Origin of the sequence: Coralloluteibacterium thermophilum (assembly GCF_042654365.1) — a bacterium.
Classification (GTDB): domain Bacteria; phylum Pseudomonadota; class Gammaproteobacteria; order Xanthomonadales; family Xanthomonadaceae; genus Coralloluteibacterium; species Coralloluteibacterium thermophilum.
In genome coordinates, this window is record NZ_JBHSGG010000005.1 from 17,725 (window position 1) to 31,553 (window position 13,829).

The window sequence follows — 13,829 nt, forward strand, 5'->3', positions numbered from 1 at the left end:
ATCTCAGTCTCCGGACCGCACGCACGCCGGCGTACCGGTGGTACCGGTACCGCCGATGGTGGTGGTGGCGACGGTGCGGAGCACGCGCGCGGCCCGGCTGGCAGGGCCGGTCGGTCGGAACGCAGCGAGGGAGCGCGCGACGTGCATGGGCCCCGTTGTAGCGCGACCGCGGCGCGGCGGCAACCGTGCCGGCGCGCGGCCGTGCGCGGATGCCATGCGATGTAGGAGCGGCTTCAGCCGCGACCTGGGGGCGCGGCGGCGCGGCAATCGCGGCTGAAGCCGCTCCCACAGGCGCGCGGCGACGCACCGATGTGCAGGCGCGCCTAGCGCGGAAACCACGGCGGCAGGCCGTCGTCGGCCTGCTTGAACGACTTGATCTGGCGGCGCGCCTTCTTGTCGGGCCGCTGCGGCGGCGCCACCGGGCCGGCCAGGCGGCGCGCCTCGCGCGCGGCGGCGCGGGCCTCGCGCGAGGCCTCCGTCTCGGCATAGAGGGTCTGCGCCACCGGCGCCGGGCCACGGGTGTCCGACACCCCGAGCACGTCCACTTCGAAGCGCTCCTCGCCGCGGACGATCTCCAGGCGCTCGCCGGCGCGCACGGCGCGCGACGGCTTGCAGTGGGCGCCGCCGATGCGCACGCGGCCGTTGTCGATGGCCTGCTTGGCGAGCGCGCGGGTCTTGAAGAAGCGGGCCGCCCAGAGCCAGAGGTCGAGGCGGATGGCGGGCGGGGTCTCGGTGGTCGCGGTCATGCGTCGGAACGGGCTGGACGCGTCTTTCTTGATCCCGGCGCGGTGACCGGGCCGTGACGGACGCGGCGCCCAAGGATACGCGCACGCACGCTTCGCGCCGCGGCGGGCAGCCTCGGTGCCGCCGCCGCAGAGACGCTTTCGCATGCCGCCCGCCGCCCCGCCCTCCGCGCGCGACCGCCGCCTCGTCGAGGGCCCGGTCCCGCGCACGCTGGCCGTGTTCGCGCTGCCGATCCTCGCCGGCAACGTGCTGCAGTCGCTCAACGGCTCGGTCAACGCGGTGTGGATCGGGCGGCATCTCGGCGAGGCGGCGCTGACGGCGGCGACCAACGCCAACAACATCCTGTTCTTCCTGCTGGGCGCGGTGTTCGGCATCAGCATGGCGGCGACCATCCTGATCGCCCAGGCCACCGGCGCGCGCGAACCGGAGGTGGCGCGGCGGGTGATGGGCACCAGCGCGACCTTCTTCATCGGCATCTCGCTGCTCGTCGCGGCGGCCGGGTTGCCGCTGTCGCGCCACGTCCTCGGGTGGATGGGCACGCCCGCCGAGGCGCTGCCGCTGGCGGACGTCTACCTGCGGGTGATCTTCCTGGCGGTGCCCTTCCTCTACGCGCTGGCCTTCGTCTCCGCGGCGCTGCGCGGCGCCGGCGACACCCGCACGCCCTTCCTGTTCCTGGTCGTGGTGGTGCTGCTGGACATCGCGCTCAACCCGCTGCTGATCTTCGGCCTCGGGCCCCTGCCTGAGCTGGGCATCGCCGGCGCGGCGACCGCAACCCTGATCGCGAACGCGGCGAGCTTCCTCGGCCTGCTGCTGTGGCTGCGGCATCGCCGCCACCCGCTGTGGATCGGCCGCGCCGAGCGCCGACTCTACCTCCCCGATCCGGCGGTGCTGCGCACGCTGGTGGTCAAGGGCCTGCCGATGGGCCTGCAGATGGTGCTGATCTCGCTGTCGCTGATCGCGCTGATCTCCATGGTCAACGGCTTCGGCACCGAGACCACCGCGGCCTACGGCGCCGCGCTGCAGCTCTGGACCTACGTGCAGATGCCGGCGATGGCGATCGGCGCGGCCTGCTCGTCGATGGCCGCGCAGAACGTCGGCGCCGGCCTGTGGCCGCGCGTGCACGCGGTGGCGCGCGCCGGCGTGGGCTTCAACTTCCTGATGACGGGCCTGCTGATCGCGGCCATCGTGCTGTTCGACCGCTACACGCTCACCCTGTTCCTGCCGGTGGGCAGCCCGGCGGTGGAGGCGGCGCGCCACCTCAACCACATCGCGATCGGCTCCTTCCTGTTCTTCGGGGTGACCTTCGTGATCTCCGGCGTGGTGCGCTCCACGGGGGCCGTGGTGCCGCCGCTGCTGATCCTCGCCTTCGCGCTCTGGGGCGTGCGGGTGCCCTTCGCCGCCTTCATGCAGCCGGTGCTCGGCCAGGACGCCGTGTGGTGGAGCTTCCCGGTCAGCGGGGCGGGGGCGATGCTGCTGTCCCTGGCCTACTACCGCTGGGGCGGCTGGCGGCGGGCGCGGATGCTGGAGCGCGCGGTCGAGGCGACGCCGGCCAACGTCGCCGCGCAGGCCACCGCACCGCTGGCGGATGCGCCGCCGGACATTCAGCCGCCGCTCGGCAGCAGCAGCCTCGCGCGCAGCCCGGGCGAGCCCGGCTCCAGCTCGAACGCGCCGCCGTAGCTCTCGACGACCGCCTCGACGATGGCCAGCCCGTGCCCGGTCCCGGGCACGCGCTCGTCCAGGCGCACGCCGCGGCGACGGACGCGCTGGAGGTCGGCGTCGGCGAGCCCGGGGCCATCGTCGGCGACCTCGATCCACAGCCGCGCACCGTCGCTGCCGGCCCGCACGCGGACCGCGCTGCGCGCCCATTTGCAGGCGTTGTCGAGCAGGTTGCCGAGGAGTTCCTCGAGGTCCTCGCGGCTCCCGGCGAAGACCAGTTCCCCCGGCACGTCGACCTGCAGGTCCAGCCCGCGTGCCGCATGCACGCGCCGCATCAGCGCCGCCACCGCCTCGGCCACGGGCGCCACCGGACTGCGCGCGCGCGGGTCCACGCCGGCACCCACGGCGGTGTAGCGCTCGACGATGGCGCGGATGCGCGCCGTCTCGCTCCGCACGGCCTCCGGCACGGCGCCGCGCTGCAGCTCGGTCTCGATCACCGCCAGCGGGGTCTTGAGCGCGTGCGCGAGATCCTGGGCGGCACTGCGCGCCCGCGCCACGCGGCGTTCGTGCTCGTCGAGCAGGGCGTCGATCTCGGCCGCCAGCGGCGCGACCTCGGCCGGCAGCGCCTGCGCGTCGAAGCGCGCGCGCTCGCCGCGGCGCACGCGGGCCAGGGTCCGCCCGATGCGCCGGAACGGCCGCAGGCTCCAGGCCACCTGTGCGGCCAGGGCCAGCAGCAGGGCCGCGGCGATGGCGGCGACCGCCGCGGCGGCGAGCAAGCGGAACTCGCGCACCGCGCGCTCCGTCGCGTCCAGGCCGGCGGCCACCGCGACCCGCACCGGACGCTCCGCACGCGGCAGACGCACGTCCTGCTCGAACACGCGCAGGCGCTCGCCGCGCGGCCCCGTGGCGAAGCCTCGGCGCGCGCCGGCACCGGTCTCCTCCGCACCCTCTTCCAGCAGGATCCCGCCGTCCCAGAGCGAGCGCGACTGCAGCACCGCCGGTCCGTCCTCGACCCGCCAGTACCAGCCGGAGAACACGCGCGCATAGCGCTCGTCGAAAGGCTCCCGGCGCAGGCCAATGGCGCCGTCGGGCAACACCTGGAGCAGGGCCACGACGGAGGCGAAGTCGTCCTGCAGGCGGTGGTCGAGCGTGCGCTGCGCGGCGCGCTCGAAGCCCGCACCCAGCAGCCAGGCCGCCAGCAGGGCGGCGACCGCCACGCCGGCGATGCCGCCCGTCCACAGCCGCGCGCGCAGCGAGGTCACGGCGTCTCGGCGAGGCGGAAGCCCTGCCCGCGGACCGTGTGCAGCAGCGGCGCGGACAGCTTCCGGCGGATGCGGCCGATCAGCACGTCGATCACGTTCGAGTCGGGGTCGTAGCCGTTGTCGTAGACGTGCTCGCCGAGCTCGCTGCGGCTGATCACGCGGCCCGCGTGGTGCATGAAGTAGGCGAGGATGCGGAACTCCTGCGCGGTCAGCCCGAGCGGGCCGCCGTCGAGCAGGAAGCGCCCGGCGTTGACGTCGAGCTCCAGCGGCCCGCAGCGCAGGCGGGCGCTGGCATGGCCCGCGGCGCGGCGGATCAGCGCGCGCAGGCGCAGGATCAGCTCGTCGATCTGGAACGGCTTGGTGAGGTAGTCGTCGGCGCCGGCGTCGAACCCGGCCAGCTTGTCGTGCCAGCGCCCGCGCGCGGTCAGGATCAGCACCGGCAGCGCCAGCCCCGCCTCGCGCCAGCGGTGCAGGACCGACAGCCCGTCCATGCCGGGCAGGCCGAGGTCGAGCACGGCCGCGTCGAAGGACTCGGTCTGCCCGAGGAACTCCGCCTGCACGCCGTCGGCCACCCGCTCGTGCGCATAGCCGGCCTCGGCCAGGGCCGTCGCGATGCGGGCGGCGAGCGCGTCGTCGTCCTCGGCGAGCAGGATGCGCATGGGTGACTCCGGCAGCGGTGCGGCGGCGCTCAGTCGTCGTCGTAGTCGACGTCCTCGAGACGGCCGGTGCGGGCATCGTATTCCAGCTCGACCACGCGCCCGTCGGCCTGCAGGATCTCGATCTCGTACTGGTCGTCGTCGAGCTCGACCTCGATCACCCGCCCGGGATAGCGACGCTCCGCGTCCGCGAGGATCTCGGCAAGGGGGACGTAGTCGCCGCGGCGGCGGGCCTCGCGGGCGCGCTCGTGGTCGGCGTCGGCACCGGACCCGGCGCTGCGGGAAGGCAGCGGCGCCGCACCGGCCGCCAGGACGACGGCCAGCAACGCCAGGACGGCACGCGCGGGGAAGGAGCGAAGGAACGCGGTCATCCGCGCAGCATCGCGCCACGCATTAAACGCGTTGTGAACCGCACGATCAGACGCCGGTTAGACGCGATCCGGAGAGTGTGCGCTCCCGCCGGGCCACCGGCAGACACCAAGGACCACGACATGCGCCTTTCCCGCCTCCTCCCCGCCTCCCTCGCCGCCGCCCTGCTGACCGCCGGCGGCATGGCCGCCGCCCAGCCGGCCATGCGCGCCGCCGAGGCCGCCGAACTGCTGCGTGCCGCCGGCCATGCCGAGGTGCGCGACCTGGAGTTCGACGACGGGCTCTGGGAAGCCGACGTGCGGCGCGCGGACGGCCGCTGGAGCGACGTGCACATCGACCCGGCCACCGGCGAGATCCTCGACCCGGAGGACGGGCGCACCCTGCTCGATGCCGCCGCCGTCGCCGCCGCGCTCGAGGGCGCCGGCTACACCGCGATCCGCGACCTCGAACGCGAGGACGCGCTGTGGGAGGCGGACGCGCTCGATCCCCAGGGCCGCCCGGTCGAACTGCGCATCCATGGCGCGACCGGCGCCGTGCTCCACAGCCAGGCAGACTGAAACGACGAAGGGGCCGCGGATGCGGCCCCTTCCGGGTGAGCCCGACGCCGTCGCTCAGCTGAGCAGCAGGCGGTTCACGCGCTGCACGAAGGCCGCGGGATCGTCGAGCTGGGCGCCTTCGGCGACCTGCGCCTGCTCGAACAGCAGCAGGGCCAGGTCGGTGGCCTGCGCCTCGTCGGCCGAGGCCAGCCGCTGCACCAGCGGGTGCGTGGCGTTGATCTCGAGCACGGGCTTGGCGCCCGGCACCATCTGCCCCGCCGCCTTCAGCAGGCGCTGCATGTGCAGGGCCATGTCGTACTCGCCCAGAACCAGGCAGGACGCCGAATCGGTGAGGCGGGTCGAGACCTTGACCTCCTTGACCCGGTCGCCGAGCGCGGCCTTGATCTTTTCCACCACGGGCTCGGCGGCCTTCGCGGCCTCCTCGCGCCGGGCCCGGGCGTCGGCGCCGTCGGCCTCCCCGAGCTTTTCCAGGTCCAGCTCACCCTTGGCGACGTTGCGGAACGGCTTGTCGGCGAAGCGGGTCAGGTAGCCCGCCATCCACTCGTCGATGCGCTCGTGCATGAGCAGCACCTCGATGCCGCGCGCCTTCAGCGCCTCGAGCTGGGGGCTGTTCCGGGCCGCGTTCCAGCCGTCGGCGGTGAGGTAGTAGATCGCCTCCTGCCCCGGCTTCATGCGCTCGACGTACTGCTCGAGCGAGACCAGCTCGTCGGCGCTGGCGCTCTGCGTGGAGGGGAAGCGCAGCAGCTTCATCAGGCGCTCGGCGGACGACGGATCGTCGGCGACGCCCTCCTTCAGCGTGGCGCCGAACTCCTTCCAGAACCCGGCGTACTTCTCGGCCTCCTCCCGCGCCAGCTTCTCGAGCAGGTCGAGCACGCGCTTGGTCAGCGCGCCCTTGATGCGCTCGACCTGGCGGCTGGACTGCAGCAGCTCGCGGCTGACGTTGAGCGGCAGGTCGTCGGAATCGACCACGCCACGCACGAAGCGCAGGTAGGGCGGCAGCATCTGCTCGGCGGCGTCCATGATGAAGACGCGCTTGATGTAGAGCTTCAGGCCCTTGCGCTCGTCGCGTCCGCCGCCCATGAAGTCGAAGGGCGCGCGCGCCGGCACGAACAGCAGCGAGGTGAAGTTCTGGTTGCCCTCGACGCGGTTGTGCGTCCACACCAGCGGGTCGCCGAAATCGCCGGAGACGTGCTTGTAGAAGGCCTTGTAGTCGTCGTCGGAGATCTCGTTGCGCGGCCGCGTCCACAGCGCGGTGGCCTCGTTGACGGTCTCGAGCGTCTCGCCGCCGGACGCGCCCTCGTCCTTCTCCTCGTCCGCGTCCGCCTTCTCGGCGGGCAGGCGGATCGGGAAGTCGATGTGCTCGGAGTACTTGTGCACCAGGCTGCGCAGCTTCCAGCCGTTGAGGTACTCGTCCTCGCCCTCGCGCAGGTGCAGGACGATGGCGGTGCCACGGCCCGCCTTCTCGGCCGGCGCGATGGTGTACTCGCCGTCGCCGGCCGACGCCCAGGTCCAGGCCTGGTCGCTGCCGGCGCGGCGCGAGGTGACCGTGACCCGGTCGGCGACGATGAAGGCGGAATAGAAGCCGACGCCGAACTGGCCGATCAGCTGCGCGTTCGCCTTGTCGTTGTCGCTCAGCGATTCGAGGAACTTCTTCGTGCCCGAGCGCGCGATGGTGCCGAGGTGCTCGGCGAGCTCCTCCCGGCTCATGCCGATGCCGTTGTCGGCGATGGTGACGGTGCGGGCCTGCGGGTCGAAGCGGATGTCGATGGCGAGCGTCCCGTCCTCGCCCAGCAGCTCCGGCTGCTTGATCGCCTCGAAGCGCAGCTTGTCGCAGGCGTCCGAGGCGTTGGACACCAGCTCGCGCAGGAAGATGTCCTTGTTGGAGTAGAGCGAGTGGATGACGAGGTGCAGGACCTGCTTCACCTCGGCCTGGAAGGAATGCGTCTCGACGGTCATGGGCGGCAGTCGGAGTGAGTGGAAGACTGCCGCCGTAGGTGGGTCGCTGCGTTGCGGATTTCAAGCTGGGAGGGCGTGGGCATGGGGCACGGGGCTTTGGGCATAGCGGATCCGGCCACCCCGCCCCAAGCCCCAAGCCCCAAGCCCCAAAGCCCTGAGCCCTGAGCCCCAAGCCCCAAGCCCCAAGCCCCAAGCCCTGAGCCCCAAGCCCCAAGCCCCAAGCCCTGAGCCCCAAGCCCCAAGCCCTGAGCCCTGAGCCCTGAGCCCAAAGCCCAAAACAGAAACGGCCACCCGAAGGTGGCCGTTTCGTCGTCGCCCGGAGCTTGTCTTATTCGGCGGCCTGGGCGGCTGCCGAGGCGCGCGCGGTGGCGGCCAGGTCTTCCTTGATGCGGGCCTTCTTGCCCTCGAGACCGCGCAGGTAGTACAGCTTGCCGGCGCGGACCTTGCCGCGGCGCTTCACCTCGACCGAGTCGATCAGCGCGCTGTGGGTCTGGAAGACGCGCTCGACGCCGAAGCCGTGCGAGATCTTGCGGACGGTGAAGGCCGAGTTCAGGCCGGCGTTCTTCTTCGCGATGACCACGCCCTCGTAGGCCTGGACGCGCTCGCGGTTGCCTTCCTTCACCTTCACGTTGACGACGACGGTGTCGCCGGGGCCGAAATCAGGCAGCTGGCGCTGGATCTGAGCGGCTTCGAATTCCTGGATGAGCTTGTTCATGACGGTCACCGACCTGGAGTTGTTCTGTTGCGCCCAAGCCAGCCTGGCGCGTCGGAAAGTCGGGCATTATAGCCCGCAAATCCCCGCATGTGCTAGAGGGGCCGGGAGGTTTCCTGCGCGGCCCGCCACGCCCGCTGGAACGCCTCCAGCAGCGCGCGGTCGCTCGCCGAGAGCGCGGTCCGCGCCAGCAGGTCCGGCCGCCTGAGCCAGGTCCTGCCCAGCGACTGCTGCCGGCGCCAGCGCGCGATGGCCGCATGGTCCCCGCCCCGGAGCACCGCGGGCACCTCGCCCAGGGCGTGCGACTCGGGACGGGTGTAGTGCGGGCAGTCCAGCAGGCCGTCCTCGAAGCTGTCCTGCACGGCGGAGGCGGCGTCGTTGAGCGCGCCCTCCTGCAGCCTGCCGATGGCGTCCACCAGCACCGCGGCGCCGAGTTCGCCCCCGGAGAGCACGTAGTCGCCGATGGAGATCTCGAGATCGACCTCGGCCTCCACGAAGCGCTCGTCGATGCCCTCGTAGCGCCCGCAGACCAGGATCAGCCGCGGCATCGCCGCGAACTCGCGCACCCGGCGCTGGGTCAGCCGCTCGCCCTGCGGCGAGAGCAGGACCACCGGCGCCGGACGCGGATCCGCCGCGCGCGCGGCCGCCAGGGTCGCGCGCAGGGGGTCGATGAGCATGACCATGCCCGGGCCGCCGCCGAACGGCCGCTCGTCGACCCGGCGGTAGTTGCCGGCCGCGTGGTCCCGGGGGTTGTGCGCCACCACCTCCAGCAGCCCCCGCTCGCACGCCCGCCCCACCACGCCCAGCGCGGCGCTGGCCTGGATGAAGTCGGGGAAGAGCGTGAGGATGTCGAGGCGCATGGCGTGAGGGTGGAGCGGGAATGGGGAATCGGGAAGGGGGAATGGAAGCCGCTGTCGTCATGACGGCGGGTCGCCGGCAGGCGTCGTCCGGTGCCAGCATGGCCAGAAAGACGGGGCGAGCGGCTCGAGAGCGCCTGCACCTCCCTATTCCCGGTTCCCTCTTCCCCGCTTCAGAACTCCGGATCCCAGTCCACCACCATCCGCCCCGCGTCGAGGTCGATGCTGTGGATGACGTCGCCCATGACGTAGGGCAGCAGGCGTTCGCGGTCGCCGCGCACGACGACCACGTCGTTGGCGCCCGTCGCGAAGAGGTGCGAGATGCGGCCGAGGGCGACGCCCTCGACGGTGACGACCTCGAGGCCCTCGAGGTCCACCCAGTAGTACTCGCCCGGCGCCGCGGCCGGCAGCGCCGAGCGCGGCACCCAGATCTCCTGCCCGATCAGCGTCTCCGCCGCGTCGCGGTCCTCGATGCCCGGGAAGGTGGCGACGATGTTCTTGCCGGTCGCCTTGCCGCGCACGCCGGAGACCTCACGCTCGCGCCCGCCGGCGCGGAGGGTCCAGGGCTGGTAGTCGAAGATGGCGGTCCGCGGCTCGGTGTGCGACTCGATCTTGAGCTCGCCGCGGATACCGAAAACGCCGACGATCCTGCCCAGCAGGAGTCGGCGTTCGTCGTTCATGTGCACGAACCGGCCGCGCGGGGCGCGGCCGAGGACCTCAGGCCGTGGCCGGGGTCTGCGCGGCGGCTTCCTTCAGCAGCGCCCGCACCTTGTCCGTCAGCTGCGCGCCCTGGCCCACCCAGTGCTGCACGCGCTCCACGTCGATCTCGACGCGCTTCTCGGCGCCCGAGGCGACCGGATTGAAGTAGCCCACCCGCTCGATGTTGCGACCGTCGCGCGCGCTGCGCGAGTCGGTGACGATGACGTGGTAGAACGGACGCTTCTTGGCGCCGCCGCGGGTCAGTCGGATCTTGACCATGGTGGTTTTCCCAGTGTTGCCCAGTCGCCAGGATGGCGAGGTAAGCCGCGTAGTTTAGGCGACGGCGGCAGCGAAGGAAAGTGGGGTTCCAGACATCGGGTCAAACGGTCCGCAGGAGCGAGTGAGAGGAGCGGGAAGCGAGTGCGGGGCCAGGAGCCTCCCTCCTTTCTCATTCCTCACGTCTCGCTTCCCAGCCGAAAGCGCCCCTCCAACCCTCCCCCGCTTCGCAGGGGAGGGCGCTGCCGGCGCTCCGGACCAACGGCGGCAGAGGGACGAGCGCCCATGCCCATGCGACCCGCCCCTTCCCCCGCCTGCGGGGGAAGGCTGGGATGGGGGTGAACGCGCGCAGCGCGCTGGATCAAGGAGGACCGGAAGCAGGACGGGCAGCCATGCTTCCCTGTGTTCCCGCTCTTGGTGCCTCATTCCTCGCGGTACGGCGATGGGCGCCCCGCCCGCGCCTGCCGCGTGGGCGCACCGCTCAGATCCGTTCCGCCGGCTGCGACTCCAGTGCGGCGAACAGGCGGGCGGCCCAGGGATCCTGCCGGTCGAACTGCAGGCCATCGATCGCCACCACGGGGCGGATGCCTCCGGCGTTCAGCGCGAAGGCCCCCTGGAAGCGCGGGAGATCGGCCATGCGCACCGGTTCGCGCACGCAGGCGACGCCCGCGCGCGCCAGCCCCGCTTCCACCAGGCGCTCGGTCACGCCGCGGAGTGCGGGCGCGTCCGGCCAGACCACGCGCCCCTCCTCGACGAAGCACACGCTCCAGAACGAGCCCTCGGCCACGTGGCCGGCGTCGTCGATCAGCAGGATGTCGTCGAACCCCGCCTGCCTCGCCTCGCGCAGGTGGTGCAGGACCGGGAAGGTGCCCAGGTGCTTGATCGCCGGCAGCTCGCGCCGGTAGAGGACCGAACGCACCCGCAGCGGTGCGCCGGCGGGTGCCGGCGGGGCGGTGGAGACCAGGACGTCGGGCGCAGCGGCGCGTTCGGGATGCCGGCGGTCGAAGCCGCGCGAGAACACCGTCGCGCGCAGGGTGCAGGGCGCATCGCTGCCGGCGAGCGCCTGGCGCAGCCATCCGCGCACGCCGTCGCGGTCGAGCGGGCGGGCGAACAGCACCTCGGTCGCCTCCGCGAGCCGCCCAAGGTGAAGATCGAGCCCCCGCACCGCCCCCGCGCGCACCTGCATGGTGGTGAAGTGCCCGTAGTTCGCCCCGGCCAGCGCCGCGAGATCGGCGGCGCCGGCGGGGCGACCGTTCAGTTCGAGGCGGGCGGCGGGGGGCATGGCGGGTGGGCCGGAAATCGGGAAGTGGGAATCGGGACCTGGAGGATCGCACAGGCCGATGTTCCATCCGCTGTAGGCGTCGCAGGCCACATGCAGGCAAGGCGCGCTGCGCGCACTCGCCCACCACAGCGACCTTCAGGCCCCGATGACCCGTCCCGCCCCAAGCCCCAAGCCCGGGCCCCGGGCCCTCAGCGGAACGGCATCCCCCCGCGACCGCCGCCCATCATCCCCGCCATGCCGCGCATGCTCCGCATCAGGCCCTTCATGCCACCCTGGGAGAGCTTGCTCATCATCTTCTCCATCTGCATGAACTGCTTCATCAGGCGGTTGACGTCGGCGGGCGTGGTGCCCGAACCGCGGGCGATGCGCGCGCGGCGCGAGCCGTTGAGCAGGGCCGGGTGGCGGCGCTCCTTCTTCGTCATCGAGTCGATGATGGCGATCATGCGCGGCACTTCCTTGCCGGTGACCTGCTGCTTGAGGTTCTCAGGCACCTGGCCGATGCCCGGCAGCTTGTCCATCAGCGCGCCGATGCCGCCCATCCCCTGCATCTGCTGGAGCTGGTCGCGCATGTCGTTGAGGTCGAACTTCTTGCCCTTGGCGACCTTCTCGGCGAGCTTCTTGGCCTTCTCCTGGTCGACGTCGCGCTCGACCTGCTCCACCAGCGACAGCACGTCGCCCATGTCGAGGATGCGGGTCGCGATGCGGTCGGGATGGAAGACGTCCAGCCCGTCGACCTTCTCGCCGGTGCCGATGAACTTGATCGGCTTGCCGGTGATGTAGCGCACCGACAGCGCCGCGCCGCCACGGGCGTCGCCGTCGGTCTTGGTGAGCACGACGCCGGTCAGCGGCAGCGCCTCGGCGAAGGCCTTGGCGGTGTTGGCCGCGTCCTGGCCGGTCATGGCGTCGACGGTGAACAGCGTCTCCACCGGCTGGATCGCGGCGTGCAGCGCCTTGATCTCGGCCATCATCGCCTCGTCGATGGCAAGGCGGCCGGCAGTGTCGACGATCAGCACGTCGACGTGGTTCCTGCGGGCCGCGTCGATGGCGGCGCGCGCGATGTCGACCGGGTCGTCGCTGCCCTGCGAGGGATGGAACAGCACGTCCACCTGCTTCGCGAGCGTCTCCAGCTGCTGGATGGCGGCGGGACGGTAGACGTCGGCGCTGACCACCATCACCTTCTTCTTGCGGCGCTCCTTGAGGTGCCTGGCGAGCTTGCCGACGGTGGTGGTCTTGCCCGCGCCCTGCAGGCCGGCCATGAGGATCACGGCGGGCGCGGGGACGTTGAGGTTCAGCTCGGCGCTCTGCGCGCCCATCACCGTGGTCAGCTCGTCGCGGACCACCTTGATGAGGGCCTGGCCGGGGGTGAGGCTCTTCAGCACCTCCTGGCCGACCGCGCGCACCTTGATGCGCTCGATCACCGCCTGCACGACCGGCAGCGCGACATCGGCCTCGAGCAGGGCGATGCGCACCTCGCGCAGGGATTCGCGGATGTTCTCCTCGCTCAGGCGGCCGCGCCCGCGCAGGCGCTCGATGGTGCCGGAAAGGCGCTGGGTCAGGGACTCGAACATGGCTCGGGACAGGGAGACGTCGGACTGCCCAGTATACCGGGAGCGCCCCCGCGGCAGCCGCGGCCGGCCGGGCGATTCTCGGTCCCCCGCGGCTGTGCGACACTGCGCGGATGCCCCTCGTGCCCTATTTCGCCGCTCTCGCCTACCTCGTATCCGCGGCGATCGGGGCCCGCACCTTCATGGCCGCGGAGGACCGGAATCCCCTCGCCCCGAGGCTGCTCGCGCTGGTGGCGGTCCTGCTGCACACCGGCTACCACGCCATGGTGTGGCCCGACGCGCGCGGCGCGGACCTGCATTTCTTCGCCGCGCTCTCGCTGGTGGGGCTGGGCATGGCCGGCCTCAGCACCATCATCGGCTGGCAGCGCAATCTCGACGCGCTGGGGGTGGTCGTCTATCCGCTGGCGGTGGTCACCCTGCTGCTCTACCACCATTTCGGCCACGCACGGACGCAGGACCTCGACTGGCGCCTGCTGCTGCACGCATGGCTGGCGCTGCTCGCCTACGCGACGCTGGCCATCGGTGCGGTGCTCGCCATCCTGCTCTGGGTCCAGGAGCGGGCGCTGCGCCGGCGCCGCCTCGGCCCCTGGCTTCGCGCCCTGCCCCCGCTGACCCAGACCGAGGCGCTGCTGTTCGGCACCCTGTGGACGGGTTTCGTCCTGCTCTCCGCCACCCTGCTGTCGGGCGCGCTGTTCGTGCACGACCTGCTCTCCCAGCACCTCTGGCACAAGACCGTGCTCTCGGTGCTGTCGTGGATCGTGTTCGGCGTGCTGCTGCTCGGCCGCTGGCGCTACGGCTGGCGCGGCGGCAAGGCCGTGCGCCTGACCCTGGTCGCGATGGGCCTGCTGCTCCTGGCCTTCTTCGGCAGCAAGTTCGTGCAGGAGCTGCTGCTCAACTACCGGTAGAGGAGCGAGGGGGCCGCGCCCATTCCTCGCTGCTCTACCCGCAGCAAAAGCGCCCCCTCCCCAACCCTCCCCCGCTGTCCGCGGGGGAGGGAGCTGGCAGCGCTGCGTCGGACAGGTGGAATCGAGATGCACGGGCGAGGCCCTCCACGCCCACGCGACCGGCCCCTTCCCCGCCTGCGGGGGAAGGCTGGGATGGGGGTGAGCGCGCGCAGCGCGCTGCAGGGAGGGAAAGCGAGGAAACACGACAGCCGCTCCTTCCCCGCTCCTCCACCCTCACATCCTGATCAAAAGCGCCCTTCCCCAGGTCTTCCCCGCTGTCGGCGCGGGAGGGAG

General features: G+C 72.1%; 14 protein-coding genes. 3 read left to right on the top strand and 11 right to left on the bottom strand.

The window, feature by feature from the left end:
* Window positions 1-323: 323 nt before the first annotated feature.
* Window positions 324-746, bottom strand: a complete 423-nt coding sequence (locus ACFO3Q_RS03245; RefSeq protein WP_377003201.1) for an RNA-binding S4 domain-containing protein — start codon at window positions 744-746, stop codon at window positions 324-326.
* A 142-nt stretch (window positions 747-888) separates the two neighbouring features.
* Between ACFO3Q_RS03245 and ACFO3Q_RS03250 the strand changes: the two genes are divergently transcribed.
* Entirely contained in the window at window positions 889-2,421 is a 1,533-nt protein-coding gene (locus ACFO3Q_RS03250; RefSeq protein ID WP_377003202.1) for an MATE family efflux transporter, read from the top strand.
* Here the strand turns inward: ACFO3Q_RS03250 and ACFO3Q_RS03255 are convergent.
* From ACFO3Q_RS03255 to ACFO3Q_RS03265, 3 genes are read right to left on the bottom strand one after another with little or no spacing between them, the layout of a single operon-like run.
* Window positions 2,346-3,662, bottom strand: coding sequence for an ATP-binding protein (locus ACFO3Q_RS03255; protein ID WP_377003203.1), 1,317 nt, complete (start codon window positions 3,660-3,662; stop codon window positions 2,346-2,348). The two genes, ACFO3Q_RS03250 and ACFO3Q_RS03255, sit on opposite strands and share 76 nt — an antisense overlap.
* The gene (locus ACFO3Q_RS03260) at window positions 3,659-4,321 is read right to left on the bottom strand and encodes a response regulator transcription factor (protein WP_377003205.1); all 663 of its coding nucleotides are present in this window, start codon (window positions 4,319-4,321) and stop codon (window positions 3,659-3,661) included. The genes ACFO3Q_RS03255 and ACFO3Q_RS03260 overlap by 4 nt, the downstream gene beginning before the upstream one ends.
* Window positions 4,322-4,350: 29 nt before the next feature.
* Window positions 4,351-4,689: a PepSY domain-containing protein gene (locus tag ACFO3Q_RS03265; RefSeq protein ID WP_377003206.1), complete on the bottom strand. Its 339-nt coding sequence runs from the start codon at window positions 4,687-4,689 to the stop codon at window positions 4,351-4,353.
* Window positions 4,690-4,809: 120 nt separating this feature from the next.
* On the opposite strand from ACFO3Q_RS03265, the gene ACFO3Q_RS03270 reads away from it, so the two are divergent.
* Window positions 4,810-5,244: a PepSY domain-containing protein gene (locus ACFO3Q_RS03270; RefSeq protein WP_377003207.1), complete on the top strand. Its 435-nt coding sequence runs from the start codon at window positions 4,810-4,812 to the stop codon at window positions 5,242-5,244.
* 54 nt (window positions 5,245-5,298) lie between these two features.
* On the opposite strand, the gene htpG is transcribed toward ACFO3Q_RS03270, so the two are convergent.
* From htpG to ffh, 7 genes are all read right to left on the bottom strand, one after another.
* Window positions 5,299-7,200, bottom strand: a complete 1,902-nt coding sequence (gene htpG / locus ACFO3Q_RS03275; RefSeq protein WP_377003208.1) for a molecular chaperone HtpG — start codon at window positions 7,198-7,200, stop codon at window positions 5,299-5,301.
* 328 nt (window positions 7,201-7,528) lie between these two features.
* Window positions 7,529-7,915, bottom strand: coding sequence for a 50S ribosomal protein L19 (gene rplS / locus ACFO3Q_RS03280; protein ID WP_377003209.1), 387 nt, complete (start codon window positions 7,913-7,915; stop codon window positions 7,529-7,531).
* Window positions 7,916-8,007: 92 nt separating this feature from the next.
* Window positions 8,008-8,772: a tRNA (guanosine(37)-N1)-methyltransferase TrmD gene (gene trmD, locus ACFO3Q_RS03285; protein WP_377003210.1), complete on the bottom strand. Its 765-nt coding sequence runs from the start codon at window positions 8,770-8,772 to the stop codon at window positions 8,008-8,010.
* A gap of 170 nt (window positions 8,773-8,942) precedes the next feature.
* Complete coding sequence (gene rimM / locus ACFO3Q_RS03290) at window positions 8,943-9,449, bottom strand: ribosome maturation factor RimM (protein ID WP_377003211.1); 507 nt, start codon at window positions 9,447-9,449, stop codon at window positions 8,943-8,945.
* Between the two features lie 37 nt (window positions 9,450-9,486).
* A complete protein-coding gene (gene rpsP, locus ACFO3Q_RS03295) occupies window positions 9,487-9,747 on the bottom strand; it encodes a 30S ribosomal protein S16 (protein WP_377003212.1) in 261 nt (86 codons plus the stop codon).
* Between the two features lie 478 nt (window positions 9,748-10,225).
* Complete coding sequence (locus ACFO3Q_RS03300) at window positions 10,226-11,026, bottom strand: aminotransferase class IV (protein ID WP_377003213.1); 801 nt, start codon at window positions 11,024-11,026, stop codon at window positions 10,226-10,228.
* A gap of 188 nt (window positions 11,027-11,214) precedes the next feature.
* Window positions 11,215-12,594, bottom strand: a complete 1,380-nt coding sequence (gene ffh, locus ACFO3Q_RS03305; protein WP_377003214.1) for a signal recognition particle protein — start codon at window positions 12,592-12,594, stop codon at window positions 11,215-11,217.
* Between the two features lie 110 nt (window positions 12,595-12,704).
* Between ffh and ACFO3Q_RS03310 the strand changes: the two genes are divergently transcribed.
* Entirely contained in the window at window positions 12,705-13,496 is a 792-nt protein-coding gene (locus ACFO3Q_RS03310; RefSeq protein ID WP_377003215.1) for a cytochrome C assembly family protein, read from the top strand.
* Window positions 13,497-13,829 lie beyond the last annotated feature (333 nt).

What these genes read in the sequence shown, in the direction of transcription:
- ACFO3Q_RS03300 (WP_377003213.1), bottom strand. Translation starts at nt 11,026, where the DNA reads ATGCCCCCCGCCGCCCGCCTCGAACTGAACGGTCGCCCCGCCGGCGCC.
- rimM (WP_377003211.1), bottom strand. Translation starts at nt 9,449, where the DNA reads ATGAACGACGAACGCCGACTCCTGCTGGGCAGGATCGTCGGCGTTTTC.
- rplS (WP_377003209.1), bottom strand. Translation starts at nt 7,915, where the DNA reads ATGAACAAGCTCATCCAGGAATTCGAAGCCGCTCAGATCCAGCGCCAG.
- rpsP (WP_377003212.1), bottom strand. Translation starts at nt 9,747, where the DNA reads ATGGTCAAGATCCGACTGACCCGCGGCGGCGCCAAGAAGCGTCCGTTC.
- ffh (WP_377003214.1), bottom strand. Translation starts at nt 12,594, where the DNA reads ATGTTCGAGTCCCTGACCCAGCGCCTTTCCGGCACCATCGAGCGCCTG.
- ACFO3Q_RS03245 (WP_377003201.1), bottom strand. Translation starts at nt 746, where the DNA reads ATGACCGCGACCACCGAGACCCCGCCCGCCATCCGCCTCGACCTCTGG.
- ACFO3Q_RS03250 (WP_377003202.1), top strand. Translation starts at nt 889, where the DNA reads ATGCCGCCCGCCGCCCCGCCCTCCGCGCGCGACCGCCGCCTCGTCGAG.
- ACFO3Q_RS03265 (WP_377003206.1), bottom strand. Translation starts at nt 4,689, where the DNA reads ATGACCGCGTTCCTTCGCTCCTTCCCCGCGCGTGCCGTCCTGGCGTTG.
- htpG (WP_377003208.1), bottom strand. Translation starts at nt 7,200, where the DNA reads ATGACCGTCGAGACGCATTCCTTCCAGGCCGAGGTGAAGCAGGTCCTG.
- ACFO3Q_RS03270 (WP_377003207.1), top strand. Translation starts at nt 4,810, where the DNA reads ATGCGCCTTTCCCGCCTCCTCCCCGCCTCCCTCGCCGCCGCCCTGCTG.
- ACFO3Q_RS03310 (WP_377003215.1), top strand. Translation starts at nt 12,705, where the DNA reads ATGCCCCTCGTGCCCTATTTCGCCGCTCTCGCCTACCTCGTATCCGCG.
- trmD (WP_377003210.1), bottom strand. Translation starts at nt 8,772, where the DNA reads ATGCGCCTCGACATCCTCACGCTCTTCCCCGACTTCATCCAGGCCAGC.
- ACFO3Q_RS03260 (WP_377003205.1), bottom strand. Translation starts at nt 4,321, where the DNA reads ATGCGCATCCTGCTCGCCGAGGACGACGACGCGCTCGCCGCCCGCATC.